The organism is Usitatibacter palustris, assembly GCF_013003985.1.
Taxonomy (GTDB): Bacteria; Pseudomonadota; Gammaproteobacteria; order Burkholderiales; family Usitatibacteraceae; genus Usitatibacter; species Usitatibacter palustris.
This window is the reverse complement of sequence record NZ_CP053073.1, coordinates 421,641-438,645: the sequence shown is the minus strand read 5'-3', so window position 1 is coordinate 438,645 and position 17,005 is coordinate 421,641. Positions and strand designations below refer to the sequence as shown.

Annotated in this window: 15 protein-coding genes; 6 read left to right on the top strand and 9 right to left on the bottom strand. The window is 67.3% G+C overall.

Features of this window, described 5'->3' with window-relative positions:
- The first annotated feature begins 53 nt into the window (after positions 1-53).
- Genes DSM104440_RS02435 through rsmA form a run of 4 tightly spaced genes read left to right on the top strand, consistent with a single transcriptional unit; the run spans position 54 to position 5,305 of the window.
- On the top strand, positions 54-2,249 hold the full coding sequence (locus DSM104440_RS02435; RefSeq protein ID WP_171160432.1) for an LPS-assembly protein LptD: 2,196 nt from the start codon (positions 54-56) through the stop codon (positions 2,247-2,249).
- A complete protein-coding gene (locus DSM104440_RS02430; RefSeq protein ID WP_171160431.1) occupies positions 2,246-3,577 on the top strand; it encodes a peptidylprolyl isomerase in 1,332 nt (443 codons plus the stop codon). Before DSM104440_RS02435 ends, DSM104440_RS02430 begins: the two co-directional genes overlap by 4 nt.
- Before the next feature lie 7 nt (positions 3,578-3,584).
- A complete protein-coding gene (pdxA, locus tag DSM104440_RS02425) occupies positions 3,585-4,508 on the top strand; it encodes a 4-hydroxythreonine-4-phosphate dehydrogenase PdxA (protein WP_171160430.1) in 924 nt (307 codons plus the stop codon).
- Positions 4,509-4,531: 23 nt separating this feature from the next.
- On the top strand, positions 4,532-5,305 hold the full coding sequence (rsmA, locus tag DSM104440_RS02420) for a 16S rRNA (adenine(1518)-N(6)/adenine(1519)-N(6))-dimethyltransferase RsmA (protein ID WP_171160429.1): 774 nt from the start codon (positions 4,532-4,534) through the stop codon (positions 5,303-5,305).
- Here rsmA and gloA read toward each other — a convergent pair.
- Genes gloA through glyQ form a run of 6 tightly spaced genes read right to left on the bottom strand, consistent with a single transcriptional unit; the run spans position 5,289 to position 10,663 of the window.
- Positions 5,289-5,672: a lactoylglutathione lyase gene (gene gloA, locus DSM104440_RS02415; protein ID WP_171160428.1), complete on the bottom strand. Its 384-nt coding sequence runs from the start codon at positions 5,670-5,672 to the stop codon at positions 5,289-5,291. The two genes, rsmA and gloA, sit on opposite strands and share 17 nt — an antisense overlap.
- A 22-nt stretch (positions 5,673-5,694) precedes the next feature.
- The gene (locus DSM104440_RS02410) at positions 5,695-6,423 is read right to left on the bottom strand and encodes a M48 family metallopeptidase (RefSeq protein ID WP_171160427.1); all 729 of its coding nucleotides are present in this window, start codon (positions 6,421-6,423) and stop codon (positions 5,695-5,697) included.
- Complete coding sequence (locus DSM104440_RS02405; RefSeq protein WP_171160426.1) at positions 6,410-7,135, bottom strand: lysophospholipid acyltransferase family protein; 726 nt, start codon at positions 7,133-7,135, stop codon at positions 6,410-6,412. The genes DSM104440_RS02410 and DSM104440_RS02405 overlap by 14 nt, the downstream gene beginning before the upstream one ends.
- Positions 7,132-7,671 (bottom strand): D-glycero-beta-D-manno-heptose 1,7-bisphosphate 7-phosphatase, encoded by a 540-nt coding sequence (gene gmhB / locus DSM104440_RS02400; protein ID WP_171160425.1) that lies wholly within the window; start codon positions 7,669-7,671, stop codon positions 7,132-7,134. The genes DSM104440_RS02405 and gmhB overlap by 4 nt, the downstream gene beginning before the upstream one ends.
- A gap of 2 nt (positions 7,672-7,673) precedes the next feature.
- The gene (gene glyS, locus DSM104440_RS02395; protein WP_171160424.1) at positions 7,674-9,788 is read right to left on the bottom strand and encodes a glycine--tRNA ligase subunit beta; all 2,115 of its coding nucleotides are present in this window, start codon (positions 9,786-9,788) and stop codon (positions 7,674-7,676) included.
- Positions 9,785-10,663 (bottom strand): glycine--tRNA ligase subunit alpha, encoded by an 879-nt coding sequence (gene glyQ, locus DSM104440_RS02390; protein ID WP_171160423.1) that lies wholly within the window; start codon positions 10,661-10,663, stop codon positions 9,785-9,787. The genes glyS and glyQ overlap by 4 nt, the downstream gene beginning before the upstream one ends.
- 84 nt (positions 10,664-10,747) lie before the next feature.
- Here glyQ and DSM104440_RS02385 point away from each other — a divergent pair, with 84 nt between their 5' ends.
- Together DSM104440_RS02385 and DSM104440_RS02380 are read left to right on the top strand one after the other, a co-directional pair.
- The gene (locus DSM104440_RS02385) at positions 10,748-12,850 is read left to right on the top strand and encodes an O-linked N-acetylglucosamine transferase family protein (protein ID WP_171160422.1); all 2,103 of its coding nucleotides are present in this window, start codon (positions 10,748-10,750) and stop codon (positions 12,848-12,850) included.
- Between the two features lie 71 nt (positions 12,851-12,921).
- Positions 12,922-13,635: a hypothetical protein gene (locus DSM104440_RS02380; protein WP_171160421.1), complete on the top strand. Its 714-nt coding sequence runs from the start codon at positions 12,922-12,924 to the stop codon at positions 13,633-13,635.
- Positions 13,636-13,644: 9 nt separating this feature from the next.
- Here DSM104440_RS02380 and DSM104440_RS02375 read toward each other — a convergent pair whose 3' ends face one another.
- From DSM104440_RS02375 to DSM104440_RS02365, 3 genes are read right to left on the bottom strand one after another with little or no spacing between them, the layout of a single operon-like run.
- Positions 13,645-14,580, bottom strand: coding sequence for a glycosyltransferase family 2 protein (locus tag DSM104440_RS02375; protein ID WP_171160420.1), 936 nt, complete (start codon positions 14,578-14,580; stop codon positions 13,645-13,647).
- Positions 14,577-16,118 (bottom strand): apolipoprotein N-acyltransferase, encoded by a 1,542-nt coding sequence (gene lnt, locus DSM104440_RS02370; protein WP_425509645.1) that lies wholly within the window; start codon positions 16,116-16,118, stop codon positions 14,577-14,579. Before lnt ends, DSM104440_RS02375 begins: the two co-directional genes overlap by 4 nt.
- The gene (locus DSM104440_RS02365; protein WP_171160419.1) at positions 16,115-16,942 is read right to left on the bottom strand and encodes a CorC family transporter; all 828 of its coding nucleotides are present in this window, start codon (positions 16,940-16,942) and stop codon (positions 16,115-16,117) included. The genes lnt and DSM104440_RS02365 overlap by 4 nt, the downstream gene beginning before the upstream one ends.
- Between the last annotated feature and the right edge of the window lie 63 nt (positions 16,943-17,005).

The following is a 17,005-nucleotide window of genomic DNA, read 5'->3' as shown; positions in this document are numbered from 1 at the left end:
CGAATTCTAGCATCGTGCCCGCAGTCTCCCGGATGCCTTCCAGACTCCTCCCGATGGCGATCTTGATCGCCTGCGCGATCGGGTCCGCACCCGGCGCGCGCGCGCAGGACTCCGACGGGTTGCGCTTGCGCCTCGACCGGCAACTGCGCCCGCCGCCGCCGCGGCTCGAGCGCGACGCGATCCGCTTCCTCGAAGCCGACGAGATCGGGGGCGAGCGCGACAAGACCATCACCGCCACGGGCAACGTCTCGCTGCGCCAACGCGGGGCCTCCATTCGCGCCGATCGCGTCGACTACAACGAAGTCACCGACACGGCCGTGGCGATCGGCCGGGTCCGCCTGGAGCGGGAAGGCGACGCGGTCGTCGGCCCGAAGCTCATGTACCACCTCGGCACCGACACGGGCGAGATGGACGCGCCGCTGTTCGAGATCCCGAAGAAGCTCGACCGCCGCGCCGCCGGCCGCGGCAGCGCCTCGCGCGCAATGCTCGAGGGCGAGGACATCAGCCGCCTCTTCGACGCCGAGTACACCACCTGCCCCGTGCCGCGAGACGACTGGTTCCTTCGCGTGCACGAGCTCGAGATCGACAGCAAGCGCAACATCGGCACCGCCTACAACTCGACCGTCTACTTCCTCGGCGTCCCGATCCTCTACTCGCCGTGGCTGTCGTTCCCGCTCGACAACGCGCGCAAGAGCGGCTTCCTCGCACCGATCATCGGCTCGTCGGGGCAGAGCGGCTTCGAGCTGGCGATGCCCTACTACTGGAACATCGCCGAGAACATGGATGCGACGATCACGCCCAAGCTCTTCTCGAAGCGCGGGTTGCAGATCGGTTCGGAGTTCCGCTACCTGTGGCCCACGTTCTCGGGGCAGCTCGACGCGGAGTTCCTGCCAAAGGATCGCATCACCGACTCCGATCGCTACTTCTTCGGCGTGCGCCACGTGCAGTCGCTGCCTTTCAACACCACCCTGGCGATCAGCGCGCAGCGGGTTTCCGACGACGACTACTTCCGCGACCTGTCCACGCGCATCGCGGCGACCTCGCAGACCAACCTGCCGCGCGACGCGATCCTCTCGTACAGCGACGACATCTGGGCTCTGTCGGCGCGCGCGCTCGCCTACCAGACCCTCCAGGATCCGCTCGCCCCCGTGGTGGCCCCGTACAAGATCCTCCCGCAGCTGCTCGCCTCGGGCCTCAAGCAGAACTTTCTCGGCGCCGACTGGCAATTCGTCGGCGAGCTCTCCAACTTCCGCCATCCGGAGCTCGTGAACGGCCAGCGCTTCATCGCCTATCCCTCGGTGCAGGTCCCGTTCCGGCGCAGCTACGGCTACGTCACGCCGAAGGTGGGGTACCACTTCACGCAGTACAACGTGAAGGAGAACGCAGGTGGCGTCGAGGAAGGCACGCGCGGCCTGCCGATCACGAGCGTGGACGCGGGCCTCTTCTTCGACCGCCCGTGGGAATTCAGGGGCGAGCGATTCCAGCAGACGCTCGAGCCACGCCTGTATTACTTGTACGTCCCGTACAAGGACCAATCGAAGCTGCCCAACTTCACGACGGCCGAGACCGATTTCAATTTCGGGCAGATGTTCTACGAGAACCGCTTCATCGGCGGCGACCGCATCGGCGATGCGAACCAGATCACCGCGGCGGTGACCACGCGCCTCGTGGAATCGGGCACGGGCCTCGAGCGGCTGCGCGCGTCGCTCGGGCAGGTCTACTACTTCGAGCCGCAGCGCGTGACGCTCGAGGGCCCGCCGCGCGACGAGCAGCGCTCCGACGTCATCGGCGTGGTCTCGAGCCAGATCACGCCCACGATCACCTCCGACCTCGTGCTGCAGTACAGCCCGTCGCGCAGCGATGCGGCCAAGGGGGCGCTGGGCGTGCGCTACTTCCCGGAACCGGGCCGCGTGCTCAACGCCGCGTACCGCTACGCGCGAAACGACATCGAGCAGATCGACGTTTCCACGCAGTGGCCGCTGTGGCGCGGCCTCACCGGCGTGGCCCGCGTGAACTGGAGCATCAAGGACAAGAAGCTCCTCGAGGGGCTGGTCGGGTTCGAGTACAATGCCGACTGTTGGCAGCTTCGCGCGGTGGCCCATCGATTCATCACCGCGACCCAGCAGGTTTCGACCTCCTTCCAGATCCAGCTCGAGCTCACCGGACTCTCGCGGATCGGCATCAACCCGCTGGAGACGCTGCGTCAGAACATCTCCGGCTATCGCCGGTCCGACGAGATTGCTCGATGAACAACCGTCTTTTCGCGCTGCTCACCCTGACCCTCGCCCTGGGCGCGTCCGCCCAGATGGCCACCCCTCGCATCGACCCGCGCCTGGCTGCCACGCCCCCGCGCGTGGTTCCCGTCGATCGCATCGTCGCGGTCGTCAACGACGAGGTCATCACGTCCAACGACCTCAGTGAGCGCGTGACGCTCATCGCGAGCCAGCTGCGCAAGCAGGGCGGGCAACTCCCGGCCGCGGATGTCCTCCAGCGCCAGATCCTCGAGCGCATGATCAACGACCTCGTGCAGGTGCAGCACGCGAAGGAGACGGGGCTCAAGATCGACGACGCCACGCTCGACAAGACGATCCAGCGCATCGCGCAGGAGAACAACCTGTCGATGACCGCCTTCCGCGAGGCGATCGAAAAGGACGGCGTGGCCTACCCGCGCTTCCGCGAAGACATCCGCAGCGAGATCCTGGTCACGCGCCTGCGCGAACGCGAAGTCGAGAACAACCTCGTGGTCACCGATGCCGAGGTCGAGACCGAAGTCGCCCGCGAAGCCAAGGAAAAAAGCGGTGACGCCGAATACCGCCTCGCGCACATCCTCGTGATGGTGCCCGCGCAGGCCTCGCCCGACCAGATCGAGCAGCGCCGCCGGCGCGCCGTGCAGGCGCTCACGGAGCTGCGCCGCGGCGTGAACTTCCAGCAAGTGGCCGCGACCTTTTCTGATGCACCCGATGCGTTGCAGGGCGGCAACCTCGGCTGGCGTCCTTCGGGCCGGCTGCCCGCGCTCTTCCTCGAGTCCATCGAGAAGCTGCAGGTCAACGACACGACCGACCTGCTGCGCAGCCCCAACGGCTTCCACATCGTGAAGCTGCTCGAGAAGCGCGGCAAGGCGGCCGCGGCCACGATCCAGCAGTCGAAGGCGCGGCACATCCTCATCCGCACGCGCGAAGGCCTCACGGATGCGGAAGTCCGCGAACGCCTCACGCGCATCAAGGTGCGCGTCGCGGCCGGCGAGGATTTCGGCGAGCTCGCGAAGGTGCATTCCGAAGACGGCTCCGCCTCGAAGGGCGGCGACCTCGGCTGGCTCGCGCCGGGCGACACGGTCGCGGAATTCGAGAAGGTGATGAACGCGTCGGCCACCGGTGAGGTCAGCGCGCCGTTCCAGACGCCGTTCGGCTGGCACATCCTGCAAGTGCAGGAGCGCCGCGCGGACGAGCAGTCGGAGGAGCGGAAGAAGGCCGCCGCGCGCACGGCCATTCGCGCCCGCAAGGGCGACGAAGCCTACGCGGACTGGCTGCGGCAGGCGCGCGACCGCGCGTTCGTCGAAAACCGGCTCGAAGAGCGCTGAACCTCCCATGATCGCGGTGACTTCGGGCGAGCCTGCGGGCATCGGCCCGGACTTGTGCGCCCTCCTCGCGCACGAGCGCTTCCGCGATCGCGTGGTGTTCCTGGGGGATCGCGAAGTGATCGCCGCGCGCGCGAAGCTTCGCAAGGTGGCTTTCGTTCCCGAGTCGGTCATGCACGTGAGCGCCAGCGCGCCCGTGGTGCCGGGCCGGCTCGATGCGGCCAACGCGCGCTACGTCCTCGCGATGCTCGACCGCGCGATCTCCGGTTGCCGCTCCGGAGAGTTCGGCGCGATCGTCACCGCCCCCGTGCAGAAGAGCACGATCAACGAAGCGGGCGTGGCCTTCACGGGCCACACCGAATACCTCGCCGACAAGACCGGCACCGCACGCGTGGTGATGATGCTGGTGGGTGGACGCCTTCGCGTCGCACTCGCGACCACGCACCTGCCGCTTGCCGACGTTCCGCGCGCGATCACGCGCGAGTCGCTCGATGTGACGCTGCGCATCCTCGATCACGACCTGCGCAGCCGCTTCGGTATCGCCAAGCCACGCATCCTCGTCGCCGGTCTCAATCCGCACGCCGGAGAATCAGGGCACCTCGGCCACGAGGAGATCGACGTGATCGCCCCCGCGATCGACGCGGCCGTGCGCAACGGGCTTTCGGTGCGCGGACCGTTTCCCGCGGACACGCTGTTCACGCCGCGCCTGCTGGAACAAGCAGACGCGGTGCTCGCGATGTATCACGACCAGGGCCTGCCGGTGCTCAAGCACGCGGCCTTCGGCGACGCGGTGAATGTCACGCTCGGCCTGCCGATCGTGCGCACCTCCGTCGACCACGGCACGGCCGTCGATCTTGCCGGCACCGGTGTCATCGACACGGGCAGCCTCAAGGCAGCCATCGAGCTCGCGATCGACCTGGCAGCGCGGCGCTAGCGCGCTTTCCGAGCGAACGTCACATGACCCTGCCGAGGCCCCGCAAGCGCTTCGGGCAACACTTCCTCACCGACCGCCATTACCTCGGACGCATCGTCACCGCGATCGACGCGAAACCCGCGGACGCGATGGTCGAGATCGGCCCGGGACCCGGCGCGCTCACCGATCATCTCGCCGAGCGCGTCGAGAAGCTGCATGTGATCGAGATCGATCGCGACCTCGCGTCGGCACTGCGCGCTCGACTCGACCCAGCGAAGGTCGTGGTGCACGAAGCCGATGCGCTCGAGTTCGATTTCGCGCAGCTGCCGCAACCGCTGCGAGTCGTGGGCAACCTTCCCTACAACATCTCCACGCCGATCCTCTTCCGAGTCGCCGAGTACGCCGCACGCGTGCGCGATTGCATCTTCATGCTGCAGAAGGAAGTCGTCGAACGCATGGTGGCTGCGCCCGATACCGAGGCCTATGGGCGCCTGTCGGTGATGCTGCAATACCGCTTCGCGATGGAGCTCCTCGTGAGGGTCCCGCCCGGCGCGTTCACGCCACCGCCCAAGGTCGACTCGGCGGTCGTGCGCATGGTGCCGCTCGGTGAGGACCGATTGCGTGCGAAGGACGAAGCGCATTTCGAGCGCGTGGTCGCGGGCGCGTTCTCGCAACGCCGCAAGACGCTGCGCAATGCGCTGAAGGCACTGGGGCGTGACGAGGGATTCGCCGCGTCCGGCGTGGACCTCGGGCGACGCGGCGAAACGCTGTCGGTCGCGGAGTTCGTGCAGCTCGCCGACGCTAGTTGCGCTGGATGAACTCGATCTTGTAGCCGTCGGGATCCTCGACGAAAGCGATCACGCTGCCGCCGTGCTTCATCGGCCCCGCCTCGCGCGTCACCTTGCCGCCCTTCTGCTTCACGTCCTCGCAGGCCTTGTACGCATCGGGCACCGAGACCGCCAGGTGGCCGAAGCCGTTGCCCAGGTCGTAGGACTTCGTCTCCCAGTTGTGCGTGAGCTCGATCACCGTGTGGTCGACCTCGTCGCCGTAGCCCACGAAGGCGAGCGTGAACTTGCCGTCGGGATAGTCCTTGCGGCGCAGCAGCTTCATTCCGAGGACGTCGGTGTAGAAACCGATCGAGCGATCGAGGTCACCGACGCGAATCATCGTGTGCAGCAGGCGCATGGCAGGACTCCTGGAGAAGACGCTAGAAGGAACGGTACAGATGGTCGCTCGCATCGAGCGCCGCGCGCAACCGGCGGTGGCCGGGGCACAGGCGCTCGACTTCATTCCAGAACGCGCGCGAGTGGTCCATGTGGCGAAGGTGCGCGAGCTCGTGGCAGACCACGTAGTCGACCAGCTCGGGCGGCGCCTTCACGAGCCGCCACGTGAGCCGCACTTCGCCGTGCGAATCGCAACTGCCCCAGCGCGCCATCGCCGACGAAAGCCGCACGCGCGGCGGCGTGATGCCGCCCAGGCGCGCCAGCGCGAACGCGCGCTGCGCGAGATGCGCAAGCGCCGCTTTCTTGTACCAGGCAACGACGGCGCGCTTGACGACATCGGGCTCGCGGGAAGGAACCGCGACGTGAAGCTCGCCCGCGCCCAGCTCGACCTTCGCGCGACCGGCCGTCGAAAGCCGCAACACCAGGCTGCCCCCGAGGTACGGAAGCTCCGCGCCCTCGGACCAACTTGCTTCCGGCACACGCTTGGTGCCCCATTCGGCGATCTTCCGCGTGACCCAGCGCTCGCTGTTGCGGATGAGGGCTTCGATTTTTGTGAGGGGCACCGCGAGCGGCGCACTGACGGTCAGCCCGCTCGCATCCACGCGCAGTCCCACGCCGCGGCGTCCGCGCTTGCGCAGAAGAACGAAGTCGAGGTCGTTGCCCGCGAGCGCGATGCGGTGGACATCGCGCGAGACGAGCTCAAGCCTGCGCATAGCGCTCCGGGTTGAGCTCGCGCATGCGCGCTTCGATCCACTCTTCGACGTCGCGATTCACGTCCTGCGCCGTGCGGCCGGCCGTGGCGATCGGCGGGCCGATCAGGACCGTGACGGTGCCCGCGTGCTTCTTGAATGCGTAGCGTCCCCAGTACTCGCCCGCATTGTGCGCGATGGGGACGACGGGCGCACCGGTGCGCGCCGCAAGGATGGCCCCGCCCATTCCGTAGCGGCCGCGCTTGCCCACGGGAATGCGCGTGCCCTCCGGGAAGATCGAAACCCACATGCCCTGGCCCAGGCGCTTCTTCCCCTGCTCGACGATCTGCTCGACGGCCGAATGCCCGCTCGAGCGATCGATCGCGATGGCGCGGATGCCCATCAGGCCCCAGCCGACGAAGGGCAGCCACAGCAGCTGCTTCTTCACGATCCAGCATTGCGGCGGGAAGGTGCATTCCATGAAGAGGGTTTCCCAGGCCGACTGGTGCTTGGCCATGAGAATCGACGGCTCGCTCGGCAGGTTCTCCCAGCCGCGAACCTCCCACTTGATGCCGCAGCAGATCTTCGCGATCTCGATGATCGAGCGTGCCCACACCGCGGCGAGGAACGACGCGGGCCTGTAGCCGAAGAGGCCGCCCAGGGGAACCGCGATGCCGAAGAACGGCGTGACGAGGACCGCGAAGAACAGGAACAGTACGGACCGCAGTTCCGTCATGCGTGGTCGATGAGGTGGCGTGAGGCTTCGGCGAGGTCGGCGAAGACGATGGTCTTCTTCGGCAGGCCGCCCGCGGCCTGCGTCTTCTTGCCCTTGCCGGTGAGCACGAGGATGGGTTGGCCGCCGACGGTCTCGGCCGCCTGCAGGTCGCGAAGGCCGTCGCCGATGCACGGCACGCCCTTCAGCTCCGTGTGGAAGCGCGCCGCGATCTCCTCGTACATGCCGGTGCGGGGCTTGCGGCAGCCGCAGTTCTCGTCGGCCGTGTGCGGGCAGAAGAACAGCGCGTCGATGCGCCCGCCGAGGCGAAACACCATTTCCATCATCTTGTCGTTCATGGCGTTGAGCGTGGCCATGTCGAAGAGCCCGCGGCCGATGCCCGACTGGTTCGTCGCCACCGCGATGCGAAACCCGTTCTGGTTCAAGCGCGCGATGGCTTCGATCGAACCGGGCAGCGGCTTCCACTCCGCCGCCGACTTGATGTACTGCTCGGAGTCGTAGTTGATGACGCCGTCGCGGTCGAGGATCACGAGTTTCATCGTTAGCTCGAAAGCTTGGAAATGTCGGCGACCTTGTTCATGACGCCTCCCAGGTCGGACAGGAGCCCCAGGCGCGCGGCGCGCAGCTTCGGATCCTCGGCGTTCACCAGCACCTTGTCGAAGAACGCATCCACGTCGGCGCGGATCGCGGCGAGTGCCGTGAGCGTGCCGCGGAAATCGTTCTTCGCGAAAAGATCGTTCGCGTGCGTGGTCACGCTGGTGAGCGTTTCGCGCAGTCGCTTTTCTTCCGGCAGCTGCAGGAGTGCAAAGTCCACGGCGCCGTAGCCCTCGGACTTGCGCAGGATGTTCTGGATACGTTTGTTCGCCGCGGCGAGCGCCGAGGCTTCGGGAAGCGCGCGGAACGCCTTCACCGCTTCGATGCGATCCCACACCTGCTTCACCTGCGTCGGATTGTCGGCCAGCACGGCCTCGACCTCGTTCGCATCGTAGCCCTTGTCGCGCAGCATGGAGCGCAGGCGATCGAGCATGAATGCGTGCACCGATGCCGCGGTCTCCGCGCCGAGCTTGCCTGCGGGGAAACCCTCGACGCCTTCCCGAAGCAGCACACCGAGATCCAACTCGCGGGCCTCGGCCTTCTCCGAAAGGATGCGCAGCACGCCGAGGGCCGCGCGGCGCAATCCGAAAGGATCCTTGTCGCCGGTGGGCACCTGGCCGATGCCGAACAGGCCGATGAGCGATTCGAGCTTGTCGGCGAGTGCCAGCGCGATGCTCACGTCGCCGGTGGGGAGCTCATCGCCTGCGAACCGCGGCCAGTAATGCTGTTCGATCGCGCGAACGACCGAAGGCTCCTCGCCATCGGCCTCGGCGTAGTACTTGCCCATGATGCCCTGCAGCTCGGGGAACTCGCCCACCATCAGCGTGACGAGGTCCGCCTTGGCCAGGAGTGCCGCGCGATCCGCATACGGCATGCCGACCGATCCGCGCGGCAGCATCACCTGGATGCGCGAGGCGAGGCGGCGCAGCCGCTCGACGCGCTCGGCCTGCGTGCCGAGCTTGTTGTGATAGACGATCGCCCCGAGTTGCGCGACGCGATCGGCGAGCTTCGTCTTCTTGTCGGTCTCGAAGAAGAATCGCGCATCGGCCAGGCGCGGCCGCACGACGCGTTCGTTGCCCTGCACGATGTTGGTCGGGTCCGCGAGCTTCATGTTGCTCACGATGAGGAAGCGGTGCGTGAGCTTGCCCGCGGCATCGAAGAGCGGAAAGTATTTCTGGTTCTGCCGCATCGTGAGGATGAGGCATTCCTGGGGCACCTCGAGGAACGCGTCCGCGAACGTGCCCGCATAGACAGTGGGCATCTCGACCAGCGCGGTGACCTCGTCGAGGAGCGCGTCGTAGCTGCCCGCGGCGCCCAGCGAACCCGCATGGGTCTTGGCCGCGGCATCGAGCTGCTGCGCAATGGCCGCGCGCCGCCTTGCGAACGAGGCAATCACGCCGCCCTCTTCCCCAAGGGCGCGCTCGTAGTCGTCGGCGCGCTTGAGCGCGATCCGCGCGGCACCCAGGAAGCGATGTCCGTGCGTCTCGCGGCCGGCCTTCAGGCCCAGCGCGCTGATCGGGACGATGTTCTCCCCATGCAACGCGACGAGCGCCCGCGCGGGCCGGACGAAGTGCACGGTGGTCGTGCCGTCGGCGAGCTGGTAGCTCATCAACTTCGGAATGGGCAGCGCGGCGAGCGTTTCATCGAGTGCGGCTTGCAGCGCCTCGACGAGCGGGATCGCGGGCGTGGTCGCATCCGCGAAGAGCGCTTCGGCCTTGCCGTCGACGCGGCGCTTGAACGTGGCGGGGTCCGCGCCGGCAAGACCCGCGGCTTCGAGCTTCTTCAGCAGCGCAGGCGTCGGCTTGCCCGCCGCATCGAGGCCAATGGAGACCGGCATCAGCTTCACTTCGATCGCCTTGGGCTCGGAAGCCGCGCGCACCTGCCGGAAACCCGCGGCGAGTCGGCGCGGCGTGGAGAACGCGAGCGCCTCTTCCTTCGGATCGATCAGCCCGCGCTTCGCGAGGCCGTCGCGCAAGCCATTGGCGAATGCGGCCCCCAGGCGCGCCAGCGCCTTGGGCGGAAGCTCCTCGCAGATGAGCTCGACCAGCAGGGGCGCGCTCATCCGGCCGCCTTGATCATCGGAAAGCCCATGCGCTCGCGAGATTCGTAGTAGCTCTGCGCGACTGCACGCGCAAGACCGCGGATGCGGCCGATGTAGGCCGCGCGCTCGGTCACCGAGATCGCACCCCGCGCATCAAGCAGGTTGAACGTGTGCGCGGCTTTGAGCACCTGCTCGTAGGCCGGCAACGCCAGCTGCGCTTCCATCAGGCGCTTGGCCGCGCCTTCGTAGTCGCCGAAGTGGCGAAACAGCGCTTCCGCGTTCGAATGCTCGAAGTTGTACGTCGATTGCTCGACTTCATTCTGGTGGTACACGTCGCGGTACGTGAGGCCCTCGGTCCACTGGAGGTCGTAGACATTCTCCACGCCCTGCAGGTACATCGCGAGGCGCTCGAGCCCGTAGGTGATTTCGCCCGTGATCGGCTTGCAATCGAGACCGCCGACTTGCTGGAAGTAGGTGAACTGCGTGATCTCCATGCCGTTCATCCACACTTCCCAGCCCAGGCCCCAGGCGCCGAGCGTCGGATTCTCCCAGTCGTCCTCGACGAAGCGCACGTCGTTCTTCTTGAGGTCGAAGCCCACGGCCTCGAGCGATCCGAGGTAGAGCTCGAGAATGTCCGGCGGCGAAGGCTTCAGGACCACCTGGTATTGGTAGTAATGCTGCAGGCGGTTGGGGTTCTCGCCATAGCGGCCATCCTTCGGGCGGCGCGAAGGCTGCACGTAGGCCGCGCGCCACGGCTCCGGACCGAGCGAACGCAGGAAGGTCGCGGTGTGCGACGTACCCGCGCCGACTTCCATGTCGTAGGGTTGCAGGAGCGCGCAGCCCCGCTCGCCCCAATAAGCCTGGAGCGCCTGGATGAGCTGCTGGAAGGTGACCATGCAGAGGGTGTGCCGAGGGGCCGCGAAGAGTGAAGCAAAGCGCTGATTTTAGTTGGTTTCATGCGGCGCAGTAAAATGGGCGACATGGCGTCCCTCTACGAACTCCTCCACGAGGCAGCGACGCATCACCAGGCCGGGCGCCTGGCCGCGGCGGCCACCCTCTATCGCTCGGTGCTCGCGGCCCATCCGTACAACTCCGACGCCCACCACAACCTGGGCGTGCTCGCGATGCAGGAAGGGCGTGGCCTGGACGACGCCCTGCCCCACTTCAAGCAAGCGTGGGAGAACGATCCGTCGCACCCGCAGTACGGATTGAGCTACGTGAAGGCGCTCACGCTTGCGAACCGGCCCGCGGATGCGCGCGTCGTTCACGCCGATGGACTACGGCGCGGCCTGGCGTGGCCACCGCTCGCGGCGATGCAACCCGCGCGAAGCATCGTCGAACCGCCGGAAGGTTGGCGTTTGCACGCAAGTCGGCTCCTCGATACCGGCCTGCTGCTCGAGGCGCTCGATGGTTTCTCGCGGGCGCTCGGGCAGCGAGCCGATGATGTCGAAGCGCAGCTGGGCCTCGCACGCACGCTCGCCGCACTGAGCCGCCACGAAGAGGCCGCGCGCGCGTTTCGCGAAGTGCTCGCCGTGCGCCCCGAGTGGACCGCCGCCCTGGTCGGGCATGCAAGAGCGCTCGTGGCCCTGGGCCGCACACCCGAAGCCGAAGCGAGCTACCGTCGTGCGCTCGCCCTCGAGCCGTCGAACGCCGATGCGTATTCGGGCATCGGAGTGATCCTGCTCGAAGCCCGGCGATTCGCGGAAGCCGAGGCGCTCTGCCGTAGCGTGCTCGCGCGCGCTCCGTGGCGCTTCGACGTCCACCACGACCTGGGCACGCTGCTCACGCAAGTCGGCCGGATCGAGGAAGCGCGTGTCTGCTATCGCGAGGTGCTGGCGCTTCGGCCCGATCATCTCGAAGCGCGATCGTGCATGCTCTTTCTCGAGCACTACACGGCCACGCGCCCCTCGGCGGCCCTGCTCGAACAATCGAGGGCCTACGGCACACTCGCGAGGACGCACGCCCCGGGGCCCTACCGTGCGTGGTCCTGCACGGCGCACCCCGGCCCGCTGCGCGTGGGCCTCGTTTCCGGAGACCTGCGCGAGCATCCGGTGGGATTCTTTATCGAAGGGCTCGTCGCCCACGCCGATCCGGCGCGAATCGAATGGATCGCGTATCCCACGCTCGCCCATACCGACGAGCTCTCGGGCCGCTTGCGCAAGCACATGCGCGGCTGGCGGTCGTTGGTCGGGCTGCCTGATGCCCAGGCCGCACAGCGAATCCACGACGACGGCGTCCACGTCCTGCTCGACCTCGCCGGCCACACCATGCACAACCGCCTGCCGGTGTTTGCGTGGAAGCCCGCGCCGGTCGCCGCCTCGTGGCTGGGCTACTTCGCCACGACGGGCGTTGCCGAGATCGACTATGTGCTCGCTGATCGCGTCAGCATTCCCGAATCCCTCGCGCCGCAGTTCACCGAGCGCGTGCTCTATCTGCCCGACACGCGCCTGTGCTTCACCGCGCCCGAGAACGCGCCCGAGCCCCGGCCCCTTCCGGCCCCGGAGCGCGGCCATGTCACCTTCGGCTGCTTCCAGTCGCATCCGAAGATCACGGAGGAAGTGCTCGCGGCGTGGTCGCGGATCCTCGCCGCGTGTCCAGGCTCGCGCCTGCGGGTCCAGAACGCATCGCTCGCGGGCGCCGATGGCGTGCGTGCATTCCACGAGCGTCTTGCGCGCGCGGGCATCGCTGGCGCTCGCGTCGACTTGCACGGCGTCTCGCTGCGTGACCGTTACCTCGCAGAATGCGGCGAGGTCGACTTCCTGCTCGACACGTTCCCGTATCCCGGTGGCACGACGACGTGTGAAGCGCTCTGGATGGGCGTGCCCACGCTCACGCTCGAGGGCGAGACGATGATCGCGCGCCAGGGAGCGAGCCTGCTCGCGGCGGCGGGCCTGGGCGGCTGGATCGCGCGCACGGCCGATGAGTATGTCGCCCTCGCGATCGAACGGGCTCGGGACGTCGCGGGGCTTGCGGCATTGCGGCTCGAGCTCCGCGAACGCGTGCGCGTCTCCGCCCTGTTCGATGCCCCCCGGTTCGCCCGGGCCATGGAAGGCGTGCTTTTCGAGGCCTGGAATGGCCGTTGACAGACCAAAGTCCGCTTGTAGGACAGGGGCTCTTCCCTTAAGGTTTGCGCACCACCCCTAAGGAAAACGCCATGAAATGCACCGCACTCGCAGCCATGCTGGTGGCCGCCATGCTTGGTTTCGCACCGCCGGCCCACGCGTGGAAAGTGGACTGGAAGAACCATCGCGACATCAACGTCCGGATCGTGAACCAGTCGGGCACGAACCTCAATGTGTCGGGCTCCAACTACCAGAGCGTGACGAACAAGATCAAGGAGATCCACGTCCCGGCGGGCGGCGAAGGCCACACGCGCTTCACGTTCGACTTCAAGGATTTCAACAACGTCTCGTCGGCGACCGCGCGGATCACGCAGGCGGGCGGCAAGCTGTGGATGTGCCAGGTCGAGATGTTCACGGAAGACCACCAGTACACCGACACGATCAAGCATTGGTGGGCCTCGCCCGCGCCGCAGAAGAACTGCAAGGTCGGCATTGACCCGAAGTACGACGACCTCATCACGATCACGATCCTGCCGACGGCCAAGCCCTACCCCGCCGTACCCGACTACTCGAAGGAAAAGCTGGACAACTGCAAGGCCGTACCCCTCACGACGGAGGACCAGGGGTGCGATACCTCGCCCGGCGATACGGCCGCTGGCGACACCCTGCCGGTCTGCTACGCCCAGCAGTGCTACAAGTGCCCCGACGGTTGGTACGTCTCGGTCCAGTTCCGGAGCTACGGGTCGCCCTACGTCGTCGGCTGGTGCGATCCGACCCAACCGAACGGCAAGCCCAAGGGCAAGTGAACTGAGCGATCAGGCCGAGTCGCGCGCGTGCGCGCTCTCGGTCGCGCGGGCTTCCGCCGCGACTTCCGCCAGCAACTGCTCGAGGGTCACGCGATCGGCCTCGCTCGCCGCACCCGTCGCGAGCCAGGCTTCGCAGCGCCGCGTCACGCTACCGAGCGCGGCGAGGTACAAGCCCGGGGACGCAAGGAATCCGGCATCGCGCGCGCGGCGCGCGATCCACAACCGCTCGGTGAGGCACGAAAGACCGACATCGCCCTTGCGTTGCTCCTGGGCGCCATGGATGCGGTACTCGCTGAGCGTGGCCGACGCGTAGTACGCGAGACCGCCGGCGAGCAGCCTCAGCCACACGCTGAGGTCGGCGAGGCAGTGGTAGTCGCGTCCACCCCAGCGGAAAAGGTGCGCATCCTCGAGCTTCAGGGCCGAGCGGCGGAAGAGCACGGTCGTCGGTTCCCCGATGAAGTTCACGGAGTTCGCGAGCGCGAAGTTGCCCAGCTCCCAACCGGAGAACAGCCCCGACACATGCGAGATCGGCGTGGTCGCGACGACATCCGGTTGCGCGCGCCCCTGCTCGTCGATGACCACTCGGCGGCTCGTGGCGAGGTTCACCGCGGGATGGCTCGCGAGCACGGACGAGAGCATCTCGACGCAAGCGGGGCGCAGCCGATCGTCGTCGTTGAGGAATTTGATGTGCTCGCCGAGCGCGAGGTCGAAGCACTGCGTGAAGTTCGCGTCGAACCCGAGGCGCGTGGCGTTGCGCAGGTAGCGCACGCGTGCGTCGGCCGCTTCGCGCACGATCGTCTCGATCACCGTGCCCGGCGAATCGTCGCTCACGACGATCTCGATGTTGCGATAGGTCTGTGCGCGCGCGCTCGTGAAGGCTTCGGCGAAGAAGCGTTCGTTGTACGCGGGAATGAGGATCGAGACGAGCGGCGGAGGCGTGCTCATCGCTTGTGGAAGCCCTTGAGGAATGCCGCGACCAGCAGCGCCGCGACGATGAACAGTACCGCGAGGTCACCCATCCGTGCGTACGGCGTGAGGCCTTCGCGCGGCACCGCTTCGGTGAGCAGCGTCCCGCTCGTGAACTGCGGAAGCTTCGCGACGACATAACCGCGCTCGTCGATGGCGGCGGTCACGCCCGTGTTGGTCGAGCGCAGCATCCAGCGCCCGGCCTCGAGCGCGCGCAACTGCGAAGCCTGCAAGTGCTGCTCGGCGGCGAACGACTCGCCGAACCACGCGTCGTTGGTGACATTGAGCAGCAACTGCGCGCGCGGCAGGTGGTCGATCACCTCGGAGCCGAAGATGTCCTCGTAGCAAATGGCCACGCCGATCGCGACGCCCGCGGCGGTGATCGGCGCCTGGCGCGCATCGCCCCGGCCGAAATCGGTGAGCGGAATCTTCAGCACCTTCAGCACCCAGTCGAAGCCCCACGGGATGAATTCGCCGAAGGGAACGAGGTGGCGTTTGCGATACGACTCGTCGGGGCCTGCGCGGCCGATCTTCACGAGGCTGTTGAAGTACTGGTACTTCTCGCCCTCGAATTTCCGCTCCACGGTGCCCAGCAGGATGTCCTTGCCGGCCTCGCGCGCGTGGTCCCGGAGCCCGTCGAGGTAGCGCGGTGGCAGGCGGTCGAAGAACGCGGGCAGCGCCGTCTCGGGCAGCACCACGATCTGCGCTCGCGCCTCCTGCGCCATGCGGGCGTAATCGGTGAACGTCTTCGTGCGGACCTCATCGCGCCACTTCAGGTGCTGCGCAACGTTGCCCTGGAGCAGCGCCACCGAGACGGGCTTGCCCACCGGCTCCGTGAAAGGCACGGCTTTCAGCACGCCGCCCACGATGAGGAGCGTTGCGAGCCCGGCGAGCAACGCATGGCGTCCGCGCGACCAGGGTGCGCTCGCCACCAGTGCGGCGAGGATTGCGGCCACGAGTGCGGCCGCGAGCGAGACACCGTAGCCCCCGAGGAGCGGGGCGAATCCCGCGAGCGGGCTGGAAGGCGTTTGCGAAGCGCCCAGCGTGAGCCAGGGAAATCCCGTGAAGAGAACACCCCGCAGCCACTCGAATGCCACGAAGGCCGCGGGAATCGCCGCAAGCCGCCGGCACGTGGCGTCGCGTGCGATGCGAAGCGCGAGCCAGCCCGCGAGCGCGGGAAAGATCGCGAGATAAGCGCAGAAGAGGAACGTGGCCACGGCCGCGAGCGCCACCGGCATCGCGCCATACACATGCATGCTCACGAAGACCCACGACACGCCCGCGAGGAACATGCCCAGCCCGAAGGCGAATCCCGAAAGCGCGGCCTGCAGGGGCGAGCCGCTCGTGTCCCACACGCGAAAGAGCACGGCGAGCGCCACGACGGTGACGGGCCACCAATAGAACGGTGCGAAGCCCACGACGGTGGCCGCACCGGCCACCGCGGGAAGCAGGAGGCCGCGCGCGAGGATTCGTGCCGCCGACCTTGCGGGCGGCGACGCCTCGCCGGCGAAGCTCACACCTTCTCCCGCGGCTTCTCGACGAGCAGGGCGTGGACCATCCGGCTGTCGGCGCGCAGGACCTGGAAGGTCAGGCCGTCGATCGCGATCGATTCGCCGCGCTTGGGCAGCCGGCCGAAATGCGACACCACGAGCCCGCCGACCGTGTCGTGGTCCTCGTCGGTGAATTTCGTCCCGAAGTGGTTGTTGAAGTCGGCGATCTCCGTGCCCGCCTTCACGCGGAACTTGCCCGCACGGTCGAGCAGGATGTTGTCCTCGGTCTCGTCGAAGTCGTACTCGTCCTCGATGTCGCCGACGATCTGCTCGATCACGTCCTCGATGGTCACCAGGCCCGAGACGCCGCCGTACTCATCGACCACGATGGCGATGTGGTTGCGGTTGGCACGGAATTCCTTGAGCAGCACGTTCAGGCGCTTGGCCTCGGGCACGAACACCGCGGGCCGCAGCATGTCGCGGACGTTGAACTCTTCCTCCGCGTAGAAGCGCAGGAGGTCCTTCGCGAGCAGGATGCCGATCACGTTGTCGCGGTTGTCCTCGTACACCGGGAAGCGCGAGTGCGCCGTCTCGATCACGAAGGGGATGAACTTCTCGGGGCTTTCCGCGACGTCGATCACGTCCATCTGCGAACGCGGGATCATGACGTCGCGAACCTGCGACTCCGACACCTGGAGCACGCCCTCGATCATCGACAACGCGTCGGCGTCGAGGATCTTGCGCTCGTAGGCCGAGTGCAGCAGTTCGACCAGTTGCTCGCGATCTTCGGGCTCGCGCAGCAGCAGGGACGATAGGCGCTCCAGCAGTCCCGGCTTCGCGGGCTCGTCCATTCGGTATTGGGAGGGGAAAGACGAAATTACTGTAGCAGAAATCGCCTTCGAGCCCGTGACGGC

Excerpts from the sequence above, each read along its gene's own strand:
- DSM104440_RS02435 (WP_171160432.1), top strand. The coding sequence starts at position 54 with ATGGCGATCTTGATCGCCTGCGCGATCGGGTCCGCACCCGGCGCGCGC.
- glyQ (WP_171160423.1), bottom strand. The coding sequence starts at position 10,663 with ATGGTCACCTTCCAGCAGCTCATCCAGGCGCTCCAGGCTTATTGGGGC.
- DSM104440_RS02365 (WP_171160419.1), bottom strand. The coding sequence starts at position 16,942 with ATGGACGAGCCCGCGAAGCCGGGACTGCTGGAGCGCCTATCGTCCCTG.
- gmhB (WP_171160425.1), bottom strand. The coding sequence starts at position 7,671 with ATGAAACTCGTGATCCTCGACCGCGACGGCGTCATCAACTACGACTCC.
- DSM104440_RS02380 (WP_171160421.1), top strand. The coding sequence starts at position 12,922 with ATGAAATGCACCGCACTCGCAGCCATGCTGGTGGCCGCCATGCTTGGT.
- DSM104440_RS02410 (WP_171160427.1), bottom strand. The coding sequence starts at position 6,423 with ATGCGCAGGCTTGAGCTCGTCTCGCGCGATGTCCACCGCATCGCGCTC.
- DSM104440_RS02375 (WP_171160420.1), bottom strand. The coding sequence starts at position 14,580 with ATGAGCACGCCTCCGCCGCTCGTCTCGATCCTCATTCCCGCGTACAAC.
- glyS (WP_171160424.1), bottom strand. The coding sequence starts at position 9,788 with ATGAGCGCGCCCCTGCTGGTCGAGCTCATCTGCGAGGAGCTTCCGCCC.
- pdxA (WP_171160430.1), top strand. The coding sequence starts at position 3,585 with ATGATCGCGGTGACTTCGGGCGAGCCTGCGGGCATCGGCCCGGACTTG.
- gloA (WP_171160428.1), bottom strand. The coding sequence starts at position 5,672 with ATGCGCCTGCTGCACACGATGATTCGCGTCGGTGACCTCGATCGCTCG.
- rsmA (WP_171160429.1), top strand. The coding sequence starts at position 4,532 with ATGACCCTGCCGAGGCCCCGCAAGCGCTTCGGGCAACACTTCCTCACC.
- DSM104440_RS02385 (WP_171160422.1), top strand. The coding sequence starts at position 10,748 with ATGGCGTCCCTCTACGAACTCCTCCACGAGGCAGCGACGCATCACCAG.
- DSM104440_RS02405 (WP_171160426.1), bottom strand. The coding sequence starts at position 7,135 with ATGACGGAACTGCGGTCCGTACTGTTCCTGTTCTTCGCGGTCCTCGTC.
- DSM104440_RS02430 (WP_171160431.1), top strand. The coding sequence starts at position 2,246 with ATGAACAACCGTCTTTTCGCGCTGCTCACCCTGACCCTCGCCCTGGGC.